General features: G+C 56.9%; 17 protein-coding genes. 9 read left to right on the top strand and 8 right to left on the bottom strand.

Annotation, left to right across the window (positions count from 1 at the left end):
- The 7 genes from RCCS2_RS06705 to RCCS2_RS06675 all read right to left on the bottom strand — a co-directional run bounded on the left by RCCS2_RS06705 (position 1) and on the right by RCCS2_RS06675 (position 8,863).
- Positions 1 to 522, bottom strand: coding sequence for a hypothetical protein (locus RCCS2_RS06705; RefSeq protein ID WP_008232590.1), 522 nt, complete (start codon positions 520 to 522; stop codon positions 1 to 3).
- Positions 523 to 546: 24 nt separating this feature from the next.
- Positions 547 to 2,373, bottom strand: a complete 1,827-nt coding sequence (locus RCCS2_RS06700; protein ID WP_008232589.1) for a DUF294 nucleotidyltransferase-like domain-containing protein — start codon at positions 2,371 to 2,373, stop codon at positions 547 to 549.
- A gap of 58 nt (positions 2,374 to 2,431) precedes the next feature.
- Complete coding sequence (locus RCCS2_RS06695) at positions 2,432 to 4,231, bottom strand: sodium:solute symporter family protein (protein WP_008232588.1); 1,800 nt, start codon at positions 4,229 to 4,231, stop codon at positions 2,432 to 2,434.
- 4 nt (positions 4,232 to 4,235) lie between these two features.
- Positions 4,236 to 4,517: a DUF4212 domain-containing protein gene (locus tag RCCS2_RS06690; RefSeq protein ID WP_008232587.1), complete on the bottom strand. Its 282-nt coding sequence runs from the start codon at positions 4,515 to 4,517 to the stop codon at positions 4,236 to 4,238.
- A gap of 63 nt (positions 4,518 to 4,580) precedes the next feature.
- Complete coding sequence (locus RCCS2_RS06685; protein WP_008232586.1) at positions 4,581 to 5,267, bottom strand: adenylate kinase; 687 nt, start codon at positions 5,265 to 5,267, stop codon at positions 4,581 to 4,583.
- Entirely contained in the window at positions 5,267 to 7,219 is a 1,953-nt protein-coding gene (gene acs / locus RCCS2_RS06680) for an acetate--CoA ligase (protein ID WP_008232585.1), read from the bottom strand. Before acs ends, RCCS2_RS06685 begins: the two co-directional genes overlap by 1 nt.
- A gap of 396 nt (positions 7,220 to 7,615) precedes the next feature.
- Positions 7,616 to 8,863, bottom strand: coding sequence for a UbiH/UbiF/VisC/COQ6 family ubiquinone biosynthesis hydroxylase (locus RCCS2_RS06675; protein WP_008232584.1), 1,248 nt, complete (start codon positions 8,861 to 8,863; stop codon positions 7,616 to 7,618).
- A 43-nt stretch (positions 8,864 to 8,906) separates the two neighbouring features.
- Here RCCS2_RS06675 and RCCS2_RS06670 point away from each other — a divergent pair, with 43 nt between their 5' ends.
- The 6 genes from RCCS2_RS06670 (at position 8,907) to RCCS2_RS06645 (ending at position 16,341) form a co-directional block, all read left to right on the top strand.
- Positions 8,907 to 10,271 (top strand): amidase, encoded by a 1,365-nt coding sequence (locus RCCS2_RS06670; protein ID WP_050770806.1) that lies wholly within the window; start codon positions 8,907 to 8,909, stop codon positions 10,269 to 10,271.
- 78 nt (positions 10,272 to 10,349) lie between these two features.
- The gene (locus RCCS2_RS06665; protein WP_008232582.1) at positions 10,350 to 10,730 is read left to right on the top strand and encodes a DUF6869 domain-containing protein; all 381 of its coding nucleotides are present in this window, start codon (positions 10,350 to 10,352) and stop codon (positions 10,728 to 10,730) included.
- Positions 10,731 to 10,868: 138 nt separating this feature from the next.
- The gene (locus tag RCCS2_RS06660) at positions 10,869 to 12,044 is read left to right on the top strand and encodes an aminotransferase class I/II-fold pyridoxal phosphate-dependent enzyme (protein WP_037293885.1); all 1,176 of its coding nucleotides are present in this window, start codon (positions 10,869 to 10,871) and stop codon (positions 12,042 to 12,044) included.
- A gap of 11 nt (positions 12,045 to 12,055) precedes the next feature.
- On the top strand, positions 12,056 to 14,917 hold the full coding sequence (locus tag RCCS2_RS06655) for a DNA translocase FtsK (RefSeq protein ID WP_008232580.1): 2,862 nt from the start codon (positions 12,056 to 12,058) through the stop codon (positions 14,915 to 14,917).
- Between the two features lie 75 nt (positions 14,918 to 14,992).
- Positions 14,993 to 15,400: a universal stress protein gene (locus RCCS2_RS06650; protein WP_008232579.1), complete on the top strand. Its 408-nt coding sequence runs from the start codon at positions 14,993 to 14,995 to the stop codon at positions 15,398 to 15,400.
- A 38-nt stretch (positions 15,401 to 15,438) separates the two neighbouring features.
- Entirely contained in the window at positions 15,439 to 16,341 is a 903-nt protein-coding gene (locus RCCS2_RS06645; RefSeq protein WP_008232578.1) for a DMT family transporter, read from the top strand.
- 2 nt (positions 16,342 to 16,343) lie between these two features.
- Here the strand turns inward: RCCS2_RS06645 and RCCS2_RS06640 are convergent, their stop codons facing one another.
- The gene (locus RCCS2_RS06640; RefSeq protein WP_008232577.1) at positions 16,344 to 16,934 is read right to left on the bottom strand and encodes a hypothetical protein; all 591 of its coding nucleotides are present in this window, start codon (positions 16,932 to 16,934) and stop codon (positions 16,344 to 16,346) included.
- A gap of 419 nt (positions 16,935 to 17,353) precedes the next feature.
- On the opposite strand from RCCS2_RS06640, the gene rpsL reads away from it, so the two are divergent.
- The 3 genes from rpsL to fusA all read left to right on the top strand — a co-directional run.
- Complete coding sequence (gene rpsL / locus RCCS2_RS06635; protein ID WP_008232574.1) at positions 17,354 to 17,725, top strand: 30S ribosomal protein S12; 372 nt, start codon at positions 17,354 to 17,356, stop codon at positions 17,723 to 17,725.
- Between the two features lie 12 nt (positions 17,726 to 17,737).
- The gene (gene rpsG, locus RCCS2_RS06630; RefSeq protein ID WP_008232573.1) at positions 17,738 to 18,208 is read left to right on the top strand and encodes a 30S ribosomal protein S7; all 471 of its coding nucleotides are present in this window, start codon (positions 17,738 to 17,740) and stop codon (positions 18,206 to 18,208) included.
- A gap of 15 nt (positions 18,209 to 18,223) precedes the next feature.
- Positions 18,224 to 20,338: elongation factor G (fusA, locus tag RCCS2_RS06625; protein ID WP_008232572.1), on the top strand; the 2,115-nt coding region annotated here is incomplete at its 3' end.

The raw sequence follows: 20,338 nt of genomic DNA, 5'->3' as shown, positions 1-20,338 counted from the left end.
TCACACCTCCTCGCAGGCGACCTTGAGCAGCGGGTCGGTGGCATCCAGCGGGAACCATGTGGCATCTGTCACCGCCCCATCGTCGCCAAAACTGATCCCATCGACGACGTCGGCGCGCTGGTTCGCAGCGCAATCAAACAGCATCGGCACCTTCGCGGTGCGCGTCCAGCGGCCGTAGAACACCAGATCAACAAGGCGCTGGTCGGGTTGGTTCGGATGCGTCCGCGTGCTTTGCTGATCAACCGCCACATAACGCGAAATGAAAGGCGCGGTATAGGTCCACGGGCGATAGAAGGCTGTTTCCTCAACCGTTTGGGCGACCACCATGCCTTGGGGCATCGTTGCTGTGGTCCGCGCATACCAGCTGTATTCGCTGGAAATTGTCGCAGCCAGCATCGCCGCACCGGCAGACGCCGGGATCAACCATTTTGGCAGCCGCCCTTTCAGCGTTCTGTTCAACGCCCACACCAGCAATGCCGCAACAGCGCCAGCCACAATGGTGCCGATCAATTCGAAAAACATCAGGTCTCCTCCCTGTTGTTTATGTTAGCCTAAAACGCCTCGTCCCTGCATCAAGGCTGATTGCATAGTTTTGATCACCACAAACGCATCACGCAAGTGGCTGCGTTCAAAGGCGGACAGGTCCGCTGGCGGCAGAAAGTTATCTGGCGCTTTACCCTGTTTGATCTGGCGGGCCTGATGGTCCAGCCGGGTTTGTGCGACCAGATCATAGGCATCCAGCAAATCGCGCCCGCCGCTGTCGCTGATCACCTTGCCCGTAATCGCCGCTTGCAACCGCGCGCGGGTGTTCACCGGATCAAGCTGCCCTTGCAGCGCGTACATGCGCCCCAAATCGACAACAGGCACAACGCCGCTGAGTTTCATATCTACGGTGTTGCGGTTTTCGCCCGACCGAATGGTCGCAAGCCCCTTAAGCATCCCCAGCGGTGTGGCATGGGTCAGCGCATTGGTCGCCATATGCGCGGTGAAGATTGAATTGGCCGCCGCCGCTTTCAGCGTTTTGGCCTGCAACCCGTCAAACAGGCTGACATCGCCCCCGATAGGCCGCAGATCAAACATGACTGACGCGAGCATCTGCGCCTCTTTGCTGGGGCTTTTGATCCAGTGCTGGAAATAGTCGTGCCAAACCGACACAGGTTGCCGCCAGCGCGGGTTCGTCGCCATCATATCGCCGGGGCAATAGACGTAACCGCAGGCGTCCAAGCCATCGCTGACGAATTGCGCAAAGGGTTCGAAATAGGCCAGATCGTTTTCGCTCAGATCATCCTCAAGGATCAGGCAATTGTCCTGATCAGATACGCCGGTTTGTTCCTGCCGCCCTTGGCTGCCGCAGGCAAGCCAGACATAGCGCGCCGGGGGTACCCCGTATTTTTTTTCAGCCATCGCCAAAAGGCGCCGGGTCACAACATCGGCGATATCGGTGATCATGCGGGTGACCACGTCATGCCGATTACCCGCCGCGACCAGTTGCACCAGCAGATGCGGGATGCGTTTGGTAACGGTCGCCAGATCATCAACGGTTTTGGCGCGGGCCGCTTCGGACACGAAACCGGCGGTATTGGACGCCTGAAACCGGGTCAGGTCGGTTTGGGTGACGATGCCCACCAGCTTGCCCGCCTCGACAATCGGCAGGTGCCCCAGCCGGTATTCCATCATCATATGCAGCACGTCTGATCCGATGGCAGAAGGCGACAAGACACGCGGATCGGGCGTCATGATGTCGCTGACGGGCGTGTTGGGCGGCAGCCCTTGGGCAAGTGCTTTGCCAGACAAATCGCGCACGGTCAGGATACCCGTCAGTTTTTTCTTTGCGACCACGCACAGGCAGGAAATGCGTTTGTCCTGCATTTTCTTTGCAGCGTCCTGAATGGTCATTGTCGGCGCGCAGGTGACCGGGTTCGGCACCATCAGCGTTGCGACCTGCACGCGTGTCAGGTCAAATCCGCTCAGGGCATCTGTCTTTTCTGTTTCGCGGCTTCGATCAAAGAACCGGCGATAAGCGTCATGATCGGCACGCAGTTTGTGAAACGCTGTTGGCGGAATGCAGATCAGGCGCGTATCTTCTTGTGCATAGGCCGAGGTCACGGCTGTGCCGCCCTTCATCAGCCCGCGTTCACCAAAGGAATTCTCGCGTCCAAGCTGCGAAATCAGGTTGTTGTTTTCGTCGCGAACTGTGACTTGGCCGCTTTCCACGATAAAAAGCCCGTCCATGTCTTCGCCCAGATCATAAATCTTGGCACCAGCGGGATAGGTCCGAAACATCACCTCTTTCCACAACGCATGAAACGCCCGGTCCGGCAGGGCGTCGTAGGGGTGCAGTTGTTTGAGAAAGGACAGGGCGCTGTCGGTCATTCAGATATCTCGGAATAAAAGGAATGGGCCAGCAACAATGGTTGCTGGCCCAATTGGTTTAGTGATCGACGGCACCACCGGCACCGGCTGGGATACGGACGCTTTCGACCAGATCCTTGATCTCTTGCGGGGTATCTTTGGTCATCATCGAGACACCATAGGCAACCGCAAAGTTGATCAAAGCGCCAACCGCACCGATCGCGGTGGACTGGATCCCGAAAAGGGAACCATCAACCGTATCGGGGAACGAATTGGTCCCGGCGATGAACAGCCAACCCTTGTGCAGGAAGATGTAGACCAGTGTGAAGACCAGACCGGACAGCATCCCCGCCACAGCGCCCACGTTGTTCACGCGCTTGGAAAAGATACCCATCATCAAAGCAGGGAAGATCGACGCCGCTGCCAGACCAAAGGCCAAGGCCACGGTTTGCGCCGCAAAGCCGGGGGGATTCAACCCAAGGACTGTTGCCACCGCAATGGCGACGGCCATGGCGATACGGGCTGACATCAGTTCGGCCTTTTCAGACATATTGGGTGTCAACTGACCTTTCAGCAAATCGTGGCTGACCGCAGACGAAATCGCCAGCAGCAGACCCGCCGCTGTCGACAGCGCAGCGGCCAGACCACCCGCAGCCACCAGACCGATCACCCAACCGGGCAGGTTGGCAATTTCCGGGTTCGCCAGCACAAGGATGTCACGGTTGAAGTTCGTCAACTCGTTCCCTTCCCAGCCGTTGGCAGCAGCGGTCGCTGCCATCGCATCGGACTGATCGTTATAGTATTGGATCAGGCCATCGCCGTTCTTGTCTTCCCAATCCAGAAGACCGGTTTTCTGCCATGTTAGCATCCAGTCGTACTCTGGTGCGGTTTCAATCGTTTGGACCGACACAGGGTCACCGGATGTCCCGTTGGGCCACATCAGTTCGGTGATGTTCAGGCGTGCCATGGCACCAACAGCCGGGGCCGTGAGGTACAAGAGTGCGATGAACACCAGCGCCCAACCCGCAGACCACCGTGCGTCAGACACTTTGGGTACGGTGAAGAAACGCATGATGACGTGTGGCAGACCCGCTGTACCGATCATCAGCGACAGGGTGAACAAAACCATGTTCAGGTTGTCTTTATGCGCTTCGGTATAGCTGGCAAACCCAAGGTCAGTGACGATCTGGTCAAGCTTGGTCAGCAGATAAACGCTGCCTTCCGCACCTGTTGATGTGGTTTCACTGAACAGACCCAGTGCCGGGATCGGCGTGCCAGTCAGTTGCAGCGAAATGAACACGGCAGGGATTGTATAGGCCATGATCAACACGACATATTGCGCGACCTGCGTGTAGGTCACACCTTTCATGCCGCCAAACACCGCATAGGCAAAAACCACGGCTGCACCGATCAACAGACCAGCAGTGTTCGAGATTTCCAAGAAACGGCCAAAGGCCACGCCCACACCCGTCATCTGACCGATCACATATGTGACCGAGGCCACGATCAGACAGATCACAGCCACCATGCGCGCGGTAGGCGAATAGAACCGATCACCGATAAATTCGGACACGGTGAACTTGCCGAATTTGCGCAGGTAAGGGGCCAGCAGCAGTGCAAGCAGTACATAACCGCCCGTCCAGCCCATCAGGAAGGTCGAGTTGTCGTAGCCGGTAAAGGCGATCAGACCCGCCATCGAAATGAAAGACGCCGCAGACATCCAGTCTGCCGCGGTGGCCATCCCGTTGGTGACAGGGTGCACACCCCGGCCAGCGGCATAGAATTCTGATGTGGACCCAGCCCGGGCCCAGATTGCGATGCCGATGTAGATCGCGAAACTCGCGCCCACAAACAGCAGGTTAATGGTAAACTGTTCCATCAGATCAGTCCTCCTCTACGCCGTATTCACGGTCGAGTTTGTTCATCCGCCAGGCGTAGAAAAAGATCAGCGCGAGAAAGACAATAATGGACCCTTGCTGGGCAAACCAGAACCCAAGGTCCGTGCCGCCAACGGCGATGCCAGACAGCATGGGGCGCAGCAGAATGCCAAAGCCAAAGGACACCAGCGCCCAGATGACGAGGCTGACAAGAATAATGCGGACATTGGCTTTCCAATAGCCCGCCCCATCCTTGGCTGCCTTTACGTGTGTTGATTGTTCCGCCATGTGGCGCTCCTCCTTGTTTTATTGGCTATTACGTGTGCGGGCGGTTTCGCCCGGACAAATCTTTTAGCGCATGACACTTTCGGTCAGCGTCGCGATGGCCGATTGAATGCCGCCAATCTCTCCCATGGCATCCACCCGGCGCAACACGCCTTTGCCGTCATAGTATGCGATCAATGGTGCTGTTTGTTCATGATATGCATCAAGGCGCGCCATAACAGTTGATGCATTATCATCCGCCCGGCGCGTCATGTTTCGGGCGCCGCAGTTGTCGCAGGTGTCTGCAACTTTGGGTGTTTTGAAAGTGTCGTGATAGCCTTCGCCGCAGTCGCCACAGGTAAAGCGCCCAGCGATACGCACCACCATTTTGACGTCATCCACTTCCAGCAGTACGGCAGCGTCAATCTGTTGGCCGCTGTCAGCCAGCATGTGATCCAGCGCTTCGGCCTGTGCTGTTGTGCGCGGGAATCCATCAAGGATGACGCCGTTGGCGCAGTCAGGTTGGGCAAGTCTGTCGCGCAGAATGGCGATCACGATATCATCGCTGACCAGATCACCGGCTTCCATGACTGCCTTTGCCGCCTTGCCCGCCTTTGATCCAGACGCGACCGCAGCGCGCAGCAGATCACCGGTGGACAGCTGCACCAGACCAAAGCGGTCTTCCAGCATCCGTGCTTGTGTGCCTTTGCCGGCACCCGGTGGCCCCAGCAAAATCAGAACCGGTGGTGTTTGCGGTGTACGAGAGCCATCCATTACGCGTCCTTCCGGTTCATGCGGTTTTCAATCAGATCATCGACCACAGCGGGGTCCGCCAGTGTCGAGGTATCACCCAATGCGCCGAAGTCATCCTCGGCGATCTTGCGCAGGATGCGGCGCATGATTTTACCGGACCGTGTTTTCGGCAGGCCGGGGGACCATTGGATCAGGTCCGGTTTGGCAATTGGGCCGATTTCGGTGCGGACCCAAACCTCAAGTTCTTTGCGCAGGTTTTCGGATGGTTCTTGCCCGTTCATCAAGGTCACGTAGGCGTAGATGCCTTGGCCCTTGATGTTGTGGGGATAGCCGACGACCGCGGCCTCGGCCACTTTCGCATGCGCGACGAGTGCGCTTTCAACCTCTGCCGTGCCCATCCGGTGGCCAGAGACGTTGATCACGTCGTCAACGCGCCCTGTGATCCAATAGTCGCCGTCCGCATCGCGTTTGCAGCCGTCACCGGTGAAGTAATAGCCTTTGTAGTCGCTGAAATAGGTCTTCTCGAACCGCTCATGATCGCCCCAGACGGTACGCATCTGGCCGGGCCAGCTGCTGGCCAGCACCAGCACGCCTTCGGCCTCTGTCGTCGTGATTTCTTCGCCTGATTGCGGGTCAAGCACTTTGGGGACAATCCCGAAGAAAGGCTGCTGGGCAGACCCCGGTTTCAATTCCGTCGCACCCGGTAGTGGCGTCAACAGGTGACCACCGGTTTCGGTCTGCCACCATGTATCGACGATGGGGCAGTTTCCTTTGCCAACGACATCATTGTACCAATTCCAGGCTTCGGGGTTGATCGGTTCACCCACGGTCCCCAGAACCCGCAAATCGGACAGATCGTATTTTTCAACTGGTGCGTTGCCCGCCGCCATAAGCGCGCGGATCGCTGTTGGGGCCGTGTAGAACTGGTTAACAGAGTACTTTTCACACACGGCCCAGAACCGACCCGCATCGGGGTAGGTCGGAACACCTTCAAACATGATTGTGGTCGCGCCATTGGCCAGCGGACCATAGACGATATAGCTGTGGCCGGTGACCCAGCCGACATCCGCCGTGCACCAGAACACATCGCCTTCGTGGTAGTCGAACACCATTTCATGCGTCATCGCCGCATAGGTCAGGTAACCGCCGGATGTATGCACCACGCCTTTGGGCTGACCGGTAGACCCGGAGGTATAGAGGATGAACAGCGGGTCTTCGGCGTTCATTTCGGCGGGCGCGCTGCGATCATCGGCCTCAAGCGCCATTTCGTTATAATCATAGTCGCGGTCGGTCCATGTGGTTTGGCCGCCAGTGCGCTTGACCACCAGACATTTGACGCGATCATCGCAGTGCAGCAAAGCGGCGTCGGTGTTTGATTTGAGCGCGGTCTTGCGGCCGCCGCGTGGGGCCTCGTCTGCGGTGATCACGACCTTGGCGTCACACCCGTTGATCCGTGCGCCCAGCGCGTCGGGCGAAAAGCCGGCAAAGACGATGGAATGGATCGCGCCAATGCGTGCACAGGCCAGCATCGCATAGGCGGCTTCGGGGATCATGGGCAGGTAAATCACGACCCGGTCACCTTTGCGCACGCCGAGCGTTTCGAGAATATTCGCCATTTTGCACACGCTGCGGTGCAGGTCTTTGTAAGTTATGTGGAGCGCTTGATCGTTCGGATCATCAGGTTCCCAGATGATCGCCGTCTGGTCACCGCGCGTTTCCAAGTGACGGTCGATACAGTTGGCCGAGACATTCAGAACACCATCTTCGAACCATTTGATCGACACGTTGCCGAGAGTGAAATCAACGTTCTGCACTTTGGTGAACGGCTTGATCCAATCAAGGCGCTTGCCTTGCTCTGCCCAAAACGTATCGGGATCGCTGACCGATGCCTGATAAAGCGTTTGATACTGCTGCGCGTTCACATGTGGGACACGGTCGGACGTCTGCTGCGGTGTGATGGTATCGGTATTCATGATTGCTCCTCCTTGCGCATGCGATGGAGGGCGTCTTGAGGGGCAAGCGTCCGGCGACATCACATGACTTCGTAAATGTATTCTATTGTATACGGGATACGATCTGCCCAAATATATGAATACGCTTGGTTTTTCTGTAAATTAAGTGACAAATATTAACGCCATACCTGTAAATCAGATTGGTATGCGCCGTAATTTTGCCTTAATCAACAGGGCCTTGGTGCTGATAGATTGTGACTGGATCACAAGACAGGTAGCACGAAAACAACCCTTGCGATGGCGGTGCGCATCATATGTTGTACTGTCCCGGATAGTAGATTGCGCACAAGCAAGGCTGCACAATCAAAGGGCGAGCCTGATGCAGGTCGCTGATTCTATCAGCAGAATAGAAACTGTTTAGCCACGCATCAGCCGCGGCAGATCGCCCGTCAGCCCCGCGGCCTCGCGGATAAAGGTGCGGCGCAAACCCGGTGCTGCATTCACCAGACCCATGCCGATATCGCGTGCGGCGCGCAGGAATGGGTTGTCGTTCGAGAAGAGCCTGTTGAACGTGTCGGTCGCGAGCGCCAGCGTCGCGGTATCGAACCGCCGCCACCGTTGATAGCGAGCAAGCGTTTGCGCGCCGCCGATATCTTCGCCGCGTGCGCGCGCGTTTTCCAACACTTCGGCCAAAGCCGCCACATCGCGCAATCCGGCGTTCAGCCCTTGCCCCGCAATCGGGTGCACGCCGTGGGCGGCGTCACCGATCAGCGCGATCCGGTCCGCGATGAAACTGTTGGCGAGTGTCAGCCCCAAAGGATAGCTGAACCGCTGCCCGGTCAGGCTGATTTGCCCAAGGAAGCTGCCGAAAGCCGGGCGCAAAGCGTCTAAGAAATCATCATCGCTCATGGCAATGAGGGCTTGTGCCTTTGTGTCTGTTTCGCTCCACACAATAGAACTGCGGTTCTTGGTTAATGGCAAGATGGCGAGCGGGCCGCCGGGCATGAAGAACTGATGCGCGATGCCATTATGGGGTTTCGCGTGTTTGACCGCGCAGACAACGGCGGTTTGTCCGTAACCCCAGCCAGTGCGCTTGATCCCGGCTCGTTCGGCGGTGCCGCTTTTGCGTCCGTCCGACCCGATAAGAAGCTTACCGGTGATCTGGGTGTCAGAGGCTAGTGTGACCGTGGCCCCTGCCATATCGACCGATTGCGCCACAACGGTTTCATCCGAAAGCTGCGTGATCCGATCGTCCTTTGCCATCGCATCAAGGAAGGCGCGTCGCAGGTGCCGGTCTTCGACCATAAAGCCCATGGGCCCTTCTTCAATTTCGGCATGGTCAAAGTGCATCATCCAAGGCGACGGCCCTTCGCCTGCGCGCCCGTCGGTAACCTTTATCTCCAGCATGGGCTGGGCGTTATCGCTGATCGCGGGCCAGATGCCGATACCCCGCAGCAGGCGCATCGAGGCATGGGCGAGCGCGTAGGATCGCCCATCGAAGTTCACGCGCTTGCGGGTGTCCAGCGGCAGGCTGTCGATGATTGTCACCGTAAATCCGGCTTGCGCCGCTGCCAGTGCCAAGGCGGGTCCGTTCAGCCCGCCGCCTACGATGATCAGGTCTGTATCCATACGGTGCAATATGCGCGCCCGCGCGGGATTGTCCATGCGCCTGATGGCCGCTACCGTCGCGCACAAGCAGGAGAATGACATGCAAGACTGGCGATGGATGACAGCGGCGGATTTGGGCCGTGCGATTGGGGCGGGGCAGATTGACCCTGTGGCGCTGACAGAGGTCTATCTGGACGCCATCGACGCGCATGAATTCCGGGACCGGATTTATGCGCGGGTGATGCATGACCGCGCGCGGGCTGAGGCGAAAGCGGCGTCTGCACGGGCGAAGGCGGGCATGCGCCGCAGTGCGTTGGATGGCGTGCCGGTGTCGTGGAAGGATTTATTTGATACCGCTGGGGTGGGGACCGAGGCCGGGACGGCGTTGATGGCGGGGCGCGTGCCGGATCAGGACGCGGAAATGTTGAAGGCGGCAACGGCGGCGGGCCTCGTTTGTCTTGGCAAAACCCACATGTCCGAGATCGCGTTTTCCGGGCTGGGGTTGAACCCCATCACCGCGACGCCGCCTTGCGTGAATGACCATGAGGCCGTACCGGGTGGGTCGTCGTCCGGGGCTGCGACCTCGGTCGCGTTTGGCTTGGCGGCGGCTGGCATCGGGTCTGATACGGGTGGATCGGTGCGGATACCGTCAGCGTGGAACGATCTGGTAGGGTTGAAGACAACGCATGGGCGGTTGTCGTTGGAGGGGGTCGTGCCGCTGTGTTTGACCTTTGATACGGTGGGGCCTTTGTGCCGGTCGGTTGAGGATGCAAACCTGTTGTTGGCGGTATTGGAGGGCGGGAAGCCTGCTGATTTGGCTGGCTGCAGTCTGGAGGGTTTGCGGTTCATGGTTCTTGATACCATCGTCTTTGACGAGATTAGGGGCGCCCCTCGCGATGCGTTCGAGGATGCGGTTAACCGGTTGCAAGCCGCTGGAGCCCAGATCGAACACCGTGCGTTTCCCGCGCTGGCGGATGCCTTCGCGCAAGCGGGCAACCTCTATGCCGCTGACAGCTATGGCTGGTGGCGTGATCTGGTCGAGGCACACCCTGAAAAGATGTTCCCCCAGATTTTGGAACGTGTGCGGGGCGGGAAAGCTGTGGGCGGGGCCGATTATTGCGCGGGCTGGAACCTGCTGCGCGACATCCGCAAACAGTACCACGCCGAGACCGCACAGTTTGACGCGGTGATCATGCCCACCGCCCCGATCGTGCCACCCAATGCGGAGCGTTTGTTGGCGGATGATGCCTACTACAAAAGCGAAAACCTGCTCGCGTTGCGTAACACACGGGTCGCGAACCTGATGGATGTGTGTTCGGTGACGCTGCCGACAGGGGTGCCGTCTTGCGGGATTATGCTGAACGGGCAGAACAGGACAGAGGCGGCGTTGTTGAGGGTGGCGGCTGCGGTTGAAGGGGCTTTGAGGTCGGCTTCTAGTGAATATTTGCATTCATGTTTAGACTAGCTTCCCTCTTAGGAGAGCAAATGAAGCATCAGTATCGCAAGGGCTGACTGACGCGAATGTATAGGGCAAATTTCTGTCATGGACTACAAAAACTATTCTGCAAGCGACTTCGAAAGTGCTTGGTTGAAGTACAGAAGATCGGTGGTTGGCAGTTCCGACTGGCTAGCTTGTGAATGGGTGATTGGTGCTGCAATTAAGTGGTCAATCAGTCGACCACACGAACTCTTTAAAGCCATTCTAGGCATCGCAAGGCAAGAACTTACATTAGATGAAACCGAGATGTTGGGCGTTGGCCCTCTCGAAACCCTAATGAATGAAAGCTTTGAAGAATTTGTTGATTTAGTATTCAACGAGGCTGCGCGGAGCGATTTGGTCGCCGATGCAGTTAATTGCATCTATGTCCCCAACGAATTCGAAAAAGAATTCGAACGACGTTTGGCCTTGCTTAATGCAAACTAAAGGCAGTCAGACCACCTCCTAACTGACCAAAAAGCCACAAAAACCCGCCGACGCGCCCCTTCTTCTGGACAGACCCGCCACCGCCGCGCTAGTTTGTAAAAAAGTCGGGCGCAAATGATCCGGCGTATTGAGGCAGTTATGGTATTTCCTGAGCGGTTTTCGGACCTTCCGGCAGCGACGTGGCCACGCTTGCGTGCGCTTCTTGACGTGCCGACACAGGCGTCCGAGACGATCAACATGACGATTGGCGAGCCGCGCCATGCGTTTCCCGGCTTTGTGGGCGACATTCTTGCGGCCAATCTGGCCGGATTTGGGAAGTATCCTGAGAATTATGGGACGTCCGATTTACTGGACGCTATCGGTGGTTTTCTAAAGCGCCGTTACGGTCTTGACGTGCCGCAGACCCAGATTTTGGCGCTGAATGGCACCCGTGAGGGGCTTTATAATGCGGCCATGGCGTTGTGCCCGGAGCAGAAGAATGGCCAGCCGGTTATTCTGACGCCCAATCCATTCTATCAGGTTTATGCGGTCGCCGCCCGGTCTGTTGGAGCAGAGCCTGTTTATGTGCCTGCCACGGTTGAGACCGGCCATTTGCCGGATTTTCATGCGTTGCCAAAAGACATTTTGGATCGCACGGCGATTGCCTATATCTGTTCCCCCGCCAACCCGCAGGGGGCTGTGGCGGATGCTGATTATTGGCGTGACCTGATTGCGCTGGCCGAAAAGCATGATTTCATTATCTTCGCCGATGAATGCTATTCCGAGATTTATCGCGAGGTGCCGCCCCCCGGTGCGCTACAAATTGCCAAGGATATGGGTGCGCATCCTGAGCGGGTCTTGATCTTTCATTCCCTGTCCAAACGGTCGAACCTGCCCGGTCTGCGTTCTGGCTTTTGTGCGGGCGGGCCTGAGTCCATCGCCCGTTTGCGCAGCCTGCGTGCCTTTGCCGGTGCGCCGTTGCCGGAGCCTTTGCAGGCCGTTGCCGCCGCCGTGTGGGATGATGAGGACCATGTGGTTGAAAACCGTGCCCTCTATCATCGCAAATACGCGATCGCGGATGATATACTGGGCCATGTGGATGGCTACCAATCCCCGCAGGCGGGGTTCTTTTTGTGGTTGCCCACGGGTGACGGCGAAACAGCGGCGGTCAAGCTGTGGCAGGAAACCGGCGTGCGCACCCTGCCCGGTGCGTATCTGTCCCAAGACACAAACGGGGCAAACCCCGGCAAGAATTACATTCGGGTCGCCATGGTGGCCCCAACACAAGAAATGCAGCGCGGTCTGACCCTGATCCGCGACTGTTTGTATGGTTGAGGAATAACAGCATGGCATCTTACCAATCCCGGCGGCGCGACCCGCTTTTGGACAGTACAACGCAGGCAGCGATTGAAAAGCGCACCAAGGAACTGGTGGGTCTTGCCCTGATCTTTGTGGGCCTGCTGATTGCCGCGATGGTGGGCAGTTATTCCCCTAATGATCCAAGCTGGATTTCCGCCACCGATGCCCCTGTGCAGAACTGGCTGGGGCATTTTGGGGCCTCGACCGCTGCACCCTTGATGATGGTCATTGGCCTTGGCATTTGGGTTGTGCCGCTGGTTTTGATGATGTGGGGTCTGCGCTTTGTCATGCATCACGGGCAGGAGCGCGCGATTGGCCGTCTGATCTTTGCGCCTGTGGCGATTATTCTGGCGTCGGTCCATGCGGCGACGCTGACCCCCGGTTTTGAATGGCCTGCGAACTTTGGTCTTGGTGGCCTGTTTGGCGATACTGTGCTGGGTGTGATCCTGACGATTGTGCCTGTGGGTACGATCTTTGGGGTCAAGCTGCTGTCACTGCTGACGGGTGTCGCTTTGCTGGCGCTGATGGCCTTTGTGCTGGGCTTTACCAAGCCGGAAATGAAGGTCGCTGGGCGCTTTGTCTTGCTGGGCACTGTCATGCTTTATGCCACGCTGTTGCGCGTGTTGGGCAAGGGCGCCGCGATGTCGGCCCAAGCGGCGCAAGGTATGAACGCAACCGTTCAGGCGCGCCGCGAACAGTTTGCAGAAACCCGTGCAGCCCGTGCGGAAGAGCCCGCGTTGGAGGATCCGTTTTCGGTGCCACCTTTACAGGACGACCCGCGCGTGCGCGCCGCCGCTGTTGTGCGGTCCAACCCTGTTGTGCCCACCGCTGAGCCACCTTTGACAGCGCCCAAAATGCCGCCAGCGCCGCCTTTGTCGGCCCCGGCCCGCACTGCGACAGCGGAACCACAGGGCGGGTTCTTGTCTGGTCTGCTCAAGCGTAACGATCCGATGCCGGAGCCTGAGTTGGTGACGCCTGAACCTGTGGCAGATGCACTGCCCGCCAATACTGACCGTGTGAGCGCGCGGATTGCGGATGCGATCAAAAGCCGTGCGGTGCCGCCCTCACCTACGGGTGTGCGGATTGAGCCGTCTTTGACCGCGGGCCGTGGCCCTGCCCCGTTGGTGTTTGAACCGATGGATGAAGATGAGCCATTGGTCGAAGGCATCGAGGAAGCGCCACGTATGGCCGCACCACATATGCCAATCCCAGAGGCGCATGTGCCAACGCCAGAGCCACGCAGCGTTGTGCAGCACCCGCCGAAACGCGCGCCTGCACCGTCCCGTCAGGCGAAGGCTGAAGCCCAACCTGCGTTGAAGTTTGAAGATAAATATGCGTCTTACGAGCATCCGCCATTGGGTCTGCTGTCCAACCCGATTGATATCCAGCGTCATCATCTGAGCGATGAGGCCTTGGAGGAAAACGCCCGCATGCTGGAAAGCGTGCTGGATGATTACGGCGTGAAGGGTGAGATCGTTTCGGTTCGTCCCGGTCCTGTCGTGACCATGTACGAGCTGGAGCCTGCGCCGGGTTTGAAAGCATCCCGCGTCATCGGTCTATCTGATGATATTGCGCGTTCCATGTCTGCCCTATCGGCGCGTGTGTCTACCGTGCCGGGCCGGTCTGTCATTGGGATCGAATTGCCCAATGAAAACCGCGAGAAGGTGGTTTTGCGCGAAATCCTGTCGCATCGTGATTTCGGTGATGGCAACCAGAAACTGCCATTGGCGCTGGGTAAGGATATTGGCGGTGAGCCGATTATCGCGAACCTTGCCAAGATGCCTCACCTATTGATCGCGGGTACAACCGGTTCGGGTAAATCCGTGGCGATCAATACGATGATCCTGTCACTGCTTTACAAACTGACGCCGGAAGAATGCCGGATGATCATGATTGATCCCAAGATGCTGGAACTTTCCGTTTATGACGGCATCCCGCATTTGCTGTCCCCCGTTGTGACGGACCCCAAAAAAGCGGTTGTCGCCCTGAAATGGGTCGTGGGCGAGATGGAAGAACGCTATCGCAAGATGTCCAAGATGGGCGTGCGCAACATTGATGGCTTCAATGGTCGCGTGAAAGACGCGCTGGCCAAGAATGAAATGTTCAGCCGCACGGTGCAAACCGGGTTTGACGACGAAACCGGCGATCCGGTTTTCGAGACCGAGGAATTTCAGCCGGAAATACTGCCTTATATCGTCGTGATCGTGGATGAGATGGCCGATCTGATGATGGTGGCGGGTAAAGAGATTGAGGCTTGTATTCAGCGTCTGGCGCAGATGGCCCGTGCCTCTGGTATTCACCTGATCATGGCGACACAGCGTCCGTCGGTGGATGTGATTACCGGTACGATCAAGGCGAACTTTCCGACGCGGATTTCCTTTCAGGTGACGTCGAAAATCGACAGCCGCACCATCCTTGGTGAAATGGGGGCCGAACAACTGTTGGGTATGGGTGACATGCTTTATATGGCTGGTGGGTCCAAGATTACCCGTGTGCATGGACCGTTCGTGAGTGACGAAGAGGTTGAAGAGATCGTCAACCACCTTAAAGGGTTCGGCCCGCCTGAATATATGTCCGGTGTGGTCGAAGGGCCTGCGGATGATGCCGAAAGCAGCATTGATCTGGTGCTGGGTCTGGGCGACGGGTCCGACAGCGAAAACGCGCTTTATGACACGGCTGTGGCGATTGTGATCAAAGATCGCAAATGTTCAACGTCCTACATCCAACGCAAACTGGCGATCGGTTATAACAAGGCCGCACGGCTGGTGGAACAGATGGAAGATGAAGGTGTTGTGAGTTCGGCCAACCACGTGGGCAAGCGTGAGATTTTGGTGCCGGAGCAGCACTAGAAACCGGTGACACAGATCAAGGCACACGGGTGATCCGTTTGGTACAATAGGGACAACCATAGAAGGACGTTCCTGATGTACAAAAATATCCTTGTTCCTGTGTCATTCGAAGCTGACCGTAACGCCCAAGGCGCGATGGAAATTGCGCAGGCGCTGCGTGTGCATGGCGGGTCAATCACCTGCCTGCATGTGATGGAGCATCTGCCCAAATACGCCATAGAGTATCTGCCCGAAGGTCATCGCGATGCGGCAAAAGCCGACATCATCGAAGGGCTGAAATCCCTTGTCGAAGGCGTTGATAACGCATCTACGGTTGTGGTTGATGGCCATTCGTCGCGGACCATTCTGGCGCATGCTGACAACAATGACACTGATCTGATTATTGTCGCCAGTCACCAGCCGGGGATGCAGGACTATCTGCTGGGGTCCACTGCGGCCAAGGTCGTGCGTCACGCCAAATGCGCGGTGCATGTGCTGCGCTAGTGCTGGTCTTGCACGCATGGCGCTGATACGCCTGCGCTATGCCTGTCCTGTCAGACAACATGCGCGGTGCGCTTTTTATGGTGTGCGCGATGTGCGCCTATACGTTCAACGATGCCTTCATGAAGGCGTTGTCGGACGAAGTACCGTTGTTTCAGGCAATCTTTTTGCGTGGTATTGGTGCCGTCATCTTTCTGGCGATCATGTGCCGTCTGCTGGGGCAGTTCCGCTTTGGGTTTGCGCTGCGCGACTGGGGGCTTTTGCTGCTGCGCACGGCGGGTGAGTTGGGGGGGACGTTTTTCTTTCTCACCGCCCTTTTCAACATGCCGCTGGCGAATGTAAGCGCGATTTTGCAGGTGCTTCCCCTCAGTGTCAGCCTTGCTGCGGCCCTGATACTGGGCGAGGCGCTGGGCTGGCGCCGCCTCACCGCGATCTTTGTGGGCTTTGTCGGGGTTTTGCTGATCATCCAACCGGGTGGTGCGGATTTCAGCAGTTATAGCATCTATGCGCTTTGTGCTGTTGCCTGCGCGACGATGCGCGATATCGCCATGCGACGTATGTCGCGTGATGTGCCGGCGGTGTTTGTCGCACTGATAGCGGCGGTCGGGGTTATGGGTTTTGGCGCAATTGGGTCACTGTTCACGCCATGGCAGCCGTTAACGACGACCGCTGGTTTGCAGTTGGGCGGGGCAATGACCTTTATGATCTTTGCCTATATCGCATCCGCCAGCGCGATGCGCTTTGGCGAGATCGGGTTTGTGGCCCCGTTTCGGTATACCAGTCTGTTGGTGGCGCTGATCCTTGGTGTCGTGGTGTTTGATGAATGGCCTAATGCGCTGGCCTTGACCGGCGGTGGGATCGTTGTGGCGACCGGCCTGTTTACACTGTACCGCGAAACCAAGCTGCAGATCCGGCACAGGGTTATGCTGGACCGCATCAAGTAAGCTTAGTTACGGCTGCCGTAGAAAACACCTTCGACATCGAAATCAAGGTCCCCTTCGGCCTGCCCGCTGGCCGCGCCATAGACCGCGTCGCCCCGTCCAAAGTCATTGCGGACTTGACCATCAAGGATCAGCAACATTTGTGTGTCGACGTCTGCCCCGTTGTTGTTCACACCTGACAGATTGCCCGAAGCAAAAGCATCAAGCTGGCCAGCCGTTTCCACACCATCCAGAATAAGCCTGCCATCAAGCCGCTGATCGGCAAGTTGGTTGGCGTCAAGTATATTGATGTTGTCGACAGAACCACGAACAGTATTGCTGGCGAAACCGACATCCATGTTCAGATCGCCCAGAATACTGCCGTTCACGTCACCCCTGACGTCGGCACCTAGTTGGCCGGTATAGGTGACGGTGCCTGTGGGCAGATCCCTGAAACTTGTCTGAGGGGCGTTACTGATAAACGCGGCCTCGTTCATTGCATCGCGCACATCGGCGCTACTGACCGTGGGTGCGTTGGGTTTGGGTGATGATGTCCCGCCAACGCTGCAAGCAGACAGGGCAATGAGGGTGATGATGCTGACTGTGGTACGGACCATTGAAGTATCTCCATCATGATTGGTGGCGGACTGAATGCGCCTTGATCTTCAACGTGGGGGCAACCATATCTGCTAAGCAATAAAGCCTGATTGTTATGCAATAGCGGCCTGTATTATCAGCTTGATCATAACGAAGGGACATACCGGGCCTGATGCATCGGGGGGCCGCTGTTGACAGGCATTCCGACTCCTCCTATACGCCGCACATCCGGGCGAAGGGGGAACCTTTCAAAGTCCCGATATCATACCACGTAGTGGCCAAGAACCGAGCATTTTAAGCTTTGTTCCTCTGGAGCTCACCGCACCGAACCTCCGGTAAGGGTTCGACTGCGGAATTTTTGTGCTTTCCGAAGTGAAAGCATTTTTGAAACCTTCGCGTTTGCCGGACGCACCATGTGAATAGATGGGAACATCAAACGATGCCAACGATTCAGCAGCTGATCCGCAAACCGCGCCAGCCAAAAGTCACGAAGTCCAAGTCGCAGCATATGGAAGGCTGCCCACAAAAACGCGGCGTCTGTACGCGCGTTTATACAACGACACCAAAGAAACCGAACTCGGCCATGCGTAAGGTTGCCAAAGTGCGCCTGACAAACGGTTTTGAGGTCATCAGCTACATCCCGGGTGAAAGCCACAACCTGCAGGAACACTCTGTTGTTCTGATCCGTGGCGGCCGTGTCAAAGACCTTCCAGGTGTGCGTTACCACATTCTGCGCGGTGTGCTTGATACACAAGGTGTCAAAGACCGTAAGCAACGCCGTTCGAAGTACGGCGCGAAGCGTCCTAAGTAAGGAAAAGATTAGATGTCACGTCGTCACGCCGCTGAAAAACGCGAAGTCCTGCCAGACGCAAAGTTTGGTGATCTGGTTCTGACAAAGTTCATGAACAACCTGATGGTTGACGGTAAGAAATCCGTCGCCGAACGCATCGTCTATAACGCCTTTGATCGCGTTGAAGACAAGTTGAAGAAATCCCCGGTTGAGGTCTTTCACGAGTGCCTTGATAACATCAAACCATCCGTCGAAGTGCGCTCGCGCCGCGTCGGTGGTGCGACATATCAGGTACCTGTCGAAGTGCGCCCCGAACGTCGCGAAGCATTGGCCATCCGCTGGCTGATTTCTGCTGCGAAAAAGCGCAATGAAAACACAATGGAAGAGCGCCTTGCAGGCGAGCTGATGGATGCGGTCAACGGCCGCGGCACAGCCGTCAAAAAGCGTGAAGACACCCACAAGATGGCCGACGCGAACAAAGCGTTCAGCCACTACCGCTGGTAAAAGGAAGCTATCAAGATGGCACGCGAGTATCCCCTCGAACTTTACCGTAACTTTGGCATCATGGCACATATCGACGCCGGTAAGACCACATGTTCCGAACGTATCCTGTACTATACAGGTAAAGAGCATAACATCGGCGAAGTGCACGATGGCGCTGCAACCATGGACCACATGGAGCAAGAACAAGAGCGCGGCATTACCATTACATCCGCTGCGACAACCACATTCTGGGAACGCACAGAAGATGGTGAAACCGCTGACAGCCCAAAGCACCGCCTGAACATCATCGACACACCCGGCCACGTTGACTTTACCATTGAAGTTGAGCGTTCCTTGGCTGTGCTTGACGGTGCGGTCTGTGTTCTTGACGCCAACGCTGGTGTTGAGCCGCAGACAGAAACTGTTTGGCGTCAGGCTGACCGCTATAAAGTGCCGCGTATGGTTTTCGTCAACAAGATGGACAAAATCGGCGCTGACTTCTTCAAGTGTGTCGAAATGGTCGAAGACCGTACTGGCGCACGCGCACTGCCTATCGCATTCCCGATCGGTGCAGAAACCGAGCTGGAAGGCTTGGTTGACCTTGTCACCATGGAAGAATGGCTGTGGCAGGGTGAAGACCTTGGTGCATCCTGGGTCAAAGCCCCTATTCGTGACAGCCTGAAAGATCAGGCCGCTGAATGGCGCGAAAAGCTGATCGAAGGTGCTGTTGAGCAGGACGACGACGCCATGGAAGCATATCTGGAAGGCAACGAACCAGATGTGCCAAAGCTGCGCGAAATGATCCGCAAAGCAACGCTGAGCATGGCATTTGTGCCTGTTCTGGGTGGGTCTGCGTTTAAAAACAAAGGTGTTCAGCCACTGCTGAACGCGGTTGTTGATTATCTGCCAAGCCCGCTTGATGTGGTTGATTACATGGGCTTTAAGCCCGGCGACGAAGACGAAGTCCGTGACATTGCCCGCCGTGCGGATGATGACATGGCGTTCTCTGCGCTGGCGTTTAAAATCTGGAATGACCCGTTTGTCGGCTCGCTGACATTCACACGGATCTATTCGGGTAAGCTGGAAAAGGGTGATACCTTCCTGAATTCGACCAAAGGCAAAAAAGAACGTGTTGGCCGCATGATGATCATGCACTCCAACGACCGTGATGAAATCTCGGAAGCGTTTTCTGGCGATATCATCGCACTTGGCGGCCTGAAGGACACAACAACAGGTGACACATTGTGTTCTGTTGCTGAACCTGTGGTTCTGGAAACAATGACGTTCCCTGATCCTGTGATCGAGATCGCTGTTGAGCCTAAGACAAAGGGTGACCAGGAAAAGATGGGCCTTGCGTTGCAACGTCTGTCTGCCGAGGATCCATCCTTCCGCGTGGAAACTGATCTGGAATCAGGTCAGACCATCATGAAGGGCATGGGCGAATTGCACCTCGACATTCTGGTCGACCGCATGAAGCGCGAGTTCAAGGTTGAAGCGAACATCGGTGCGCCACAGGTGGCTTACCGTGAAACGATCGGCCACGAAGTTGAGCATACCTATACCCACAAGAAGCAGTCGGGTGGGTCTGGTCAGTTCGGTGAAGTGAAAATGATCATTTCCCCGACAGAGCCGGGCGAAGGTTTCTCATTCGAAAGCCGCGTTGTTGGTGGGTCTGTGCCCAAGGAATACATCCCCGGCGTTGAAAAAGGCATCCGGTCTGTCATGGATAACGGCCCATTGGCTGGCTTCCCCGTGATCGACTTTAAGGTGGCTTTGATCGACGGTAAGTTCCACGACGTTGACTCGTCCATCATGGCGTTTGAGATCGCAGCCCGTATGTGTATGCGTGAAGGCATGCGCAAAGCTGGCGCGAAACTGCTTGAGCCGATCATGAAGGTTGAGGTGATCACGCCTGAGGAACACACCGGTGGTATCATCGGCGACCTGACATCGCGTCGCGGTCAGGTGCAGGGTCAGGACACACGCGGTAACGCCATTGCGATCGACGCGATGGTGCCACTGGCGAACATGTTCGGCTACATCAACACGTTGCGGTCCATGTCGAGCGGTAGAGCCAACTTTTCGATGCAGTTTGACCACTACGAACCAGTGCCAAGCAACATCTCTGAAGAGATCCAAGCGAAATACGCA

It is taken from the genome of Roseobacter sp. CCS2 (assembly GCF_000169435.1).
Classification (GTDB): Bacteria; Pseudomonadota; Alphaproteobacteria; order Rhodobacterales; family Rhodobacteraceae; genus Yoonia.
Note: the sequence above shows the minus strand (reverse complement) of the source record. Positions and strands in the feature narration are given on the sequence as shown.

What these genes read in the sequence shown, in the direction of transcription:
- RCCS2_RS06700 (WP_008232589.1), bottom strand. Translation starts at nt 2,373, where the DNA reads ATGACCGACAGCGCCCTGTCCTTTCTCAAACAACTGCACCCCTACGAC.
- RCCS2_RS06645 (WP_008232578.1), top strand. Translation starts at nt 15,439, where the DNA reads ATGCCTGTCCTGTCAGACAACATGCGCGGTGCGCTTTTTATGGTGTGC.
- RCCS2_RS06690 (WP_008232587.1), bottom strand. Translation starts at nt 4,517, where the DNA reads ATGGCGGAACAATCAACACACGTAAAGGCAGCCAAGGATGGGGCGGGC.
- acs (WP_008232585.1), bottom strand. Translation starts at nt 7,219, where the DNA reads ATGAATACCGATACCATCACACCGCAGCAGACGTCCGACCGTGTCCCA.
- RCCS2_RS06670 (WP_050770806.1), top strand. Translation starts at nt 8,907, where the DNA reads ATGCAAGACTGGCGATGGATGACAGCGGCGGATTTGGGCCGTGCGATT.
- RCCS2_RS06685 (WP_008232586.1), bottom strand. Translation starts at nt 5,267, where the DNA reads ATGGATGGCTCTCGTACACCGCAAACACCACCGGTTCTGATTTTGCTG.
- RCCS2_RS06650 (WP_008232579.1), top strand. Translation starts at nt 14,993, where the DNA reads ATGTACAAAAATATCCTTGTTCCTGTGTCATTCGAAGCTGACCGTAAC.
- rpsG (WP_008232573.1), top strand. Translation starts at nt 17,738, where the DNA reads ATGTCACGTCGTCACGCCGCTGAAAAACGCGAAGTCCTGCCAGACGCA.
- RCCS2_RS06705 (WP_008232590.1), bottom strand. Translation starts at nt 522, where the DNA reads ATGTTTTTCGAATTGATCGGCACCATTGTGGCTGGCGCTGTTGCGGCA.
- RCCS2_RS06640 (WP_008232577.1), bottom strand. Translation starts at nt 16,934, where the DNA reads ATGGTCCGTACCACAGTCAGCATCATCACCCTCATTGCCCTGTCTGCT.
- RCCS2_RS06675 (WP_008232584.1), bottom strand. Translation starts at nt 8,863, where the DNA reads ATGGACAATCCCGCGCGGGCGCGCATATTGCACCGTATGGATACAGAC.
- rpsL (WP_008232574.1), top strand. Translation starts at nt 17,354, where the DNA reads ATGCCAACGATTCAGCAGCTGATCCGCAAACCGCGCCAGCCAAAAGTC.
- RCCS2_RS06655 (WP_008232580.1), top strand. Translation starts at nt 12,056, where the DNA reads ATGGCATCTTACCAATCCCGGCGGCGCGACCCGCTTTTGGACAGTACA.
- RCCS2_RS06695 (WP_008232588.1), bottom strand. Translation starts at nt 4,231, where the DNA reads ATGGAACAGTTTACCATTAACCTGCTGTTTGTGGGCGCGAGTTTCGCG.
- RCCS2_RS06665 (WP_008232582.1), top strand. Translation starts at nt 10,350, where the DNA reads ATGGACTACAAAAACTATTCTGCAAGCGACTTCGAAAGTGCTTGGTTG.
- RCCS2_RS06660 (WP_037293885.1), top strand. Translation starts at nt 10,869, where the DNA reads ATGGTATTTCCTGAGCGGTTTTCGGACCTTCCGGCAGCGACGTGGCCA.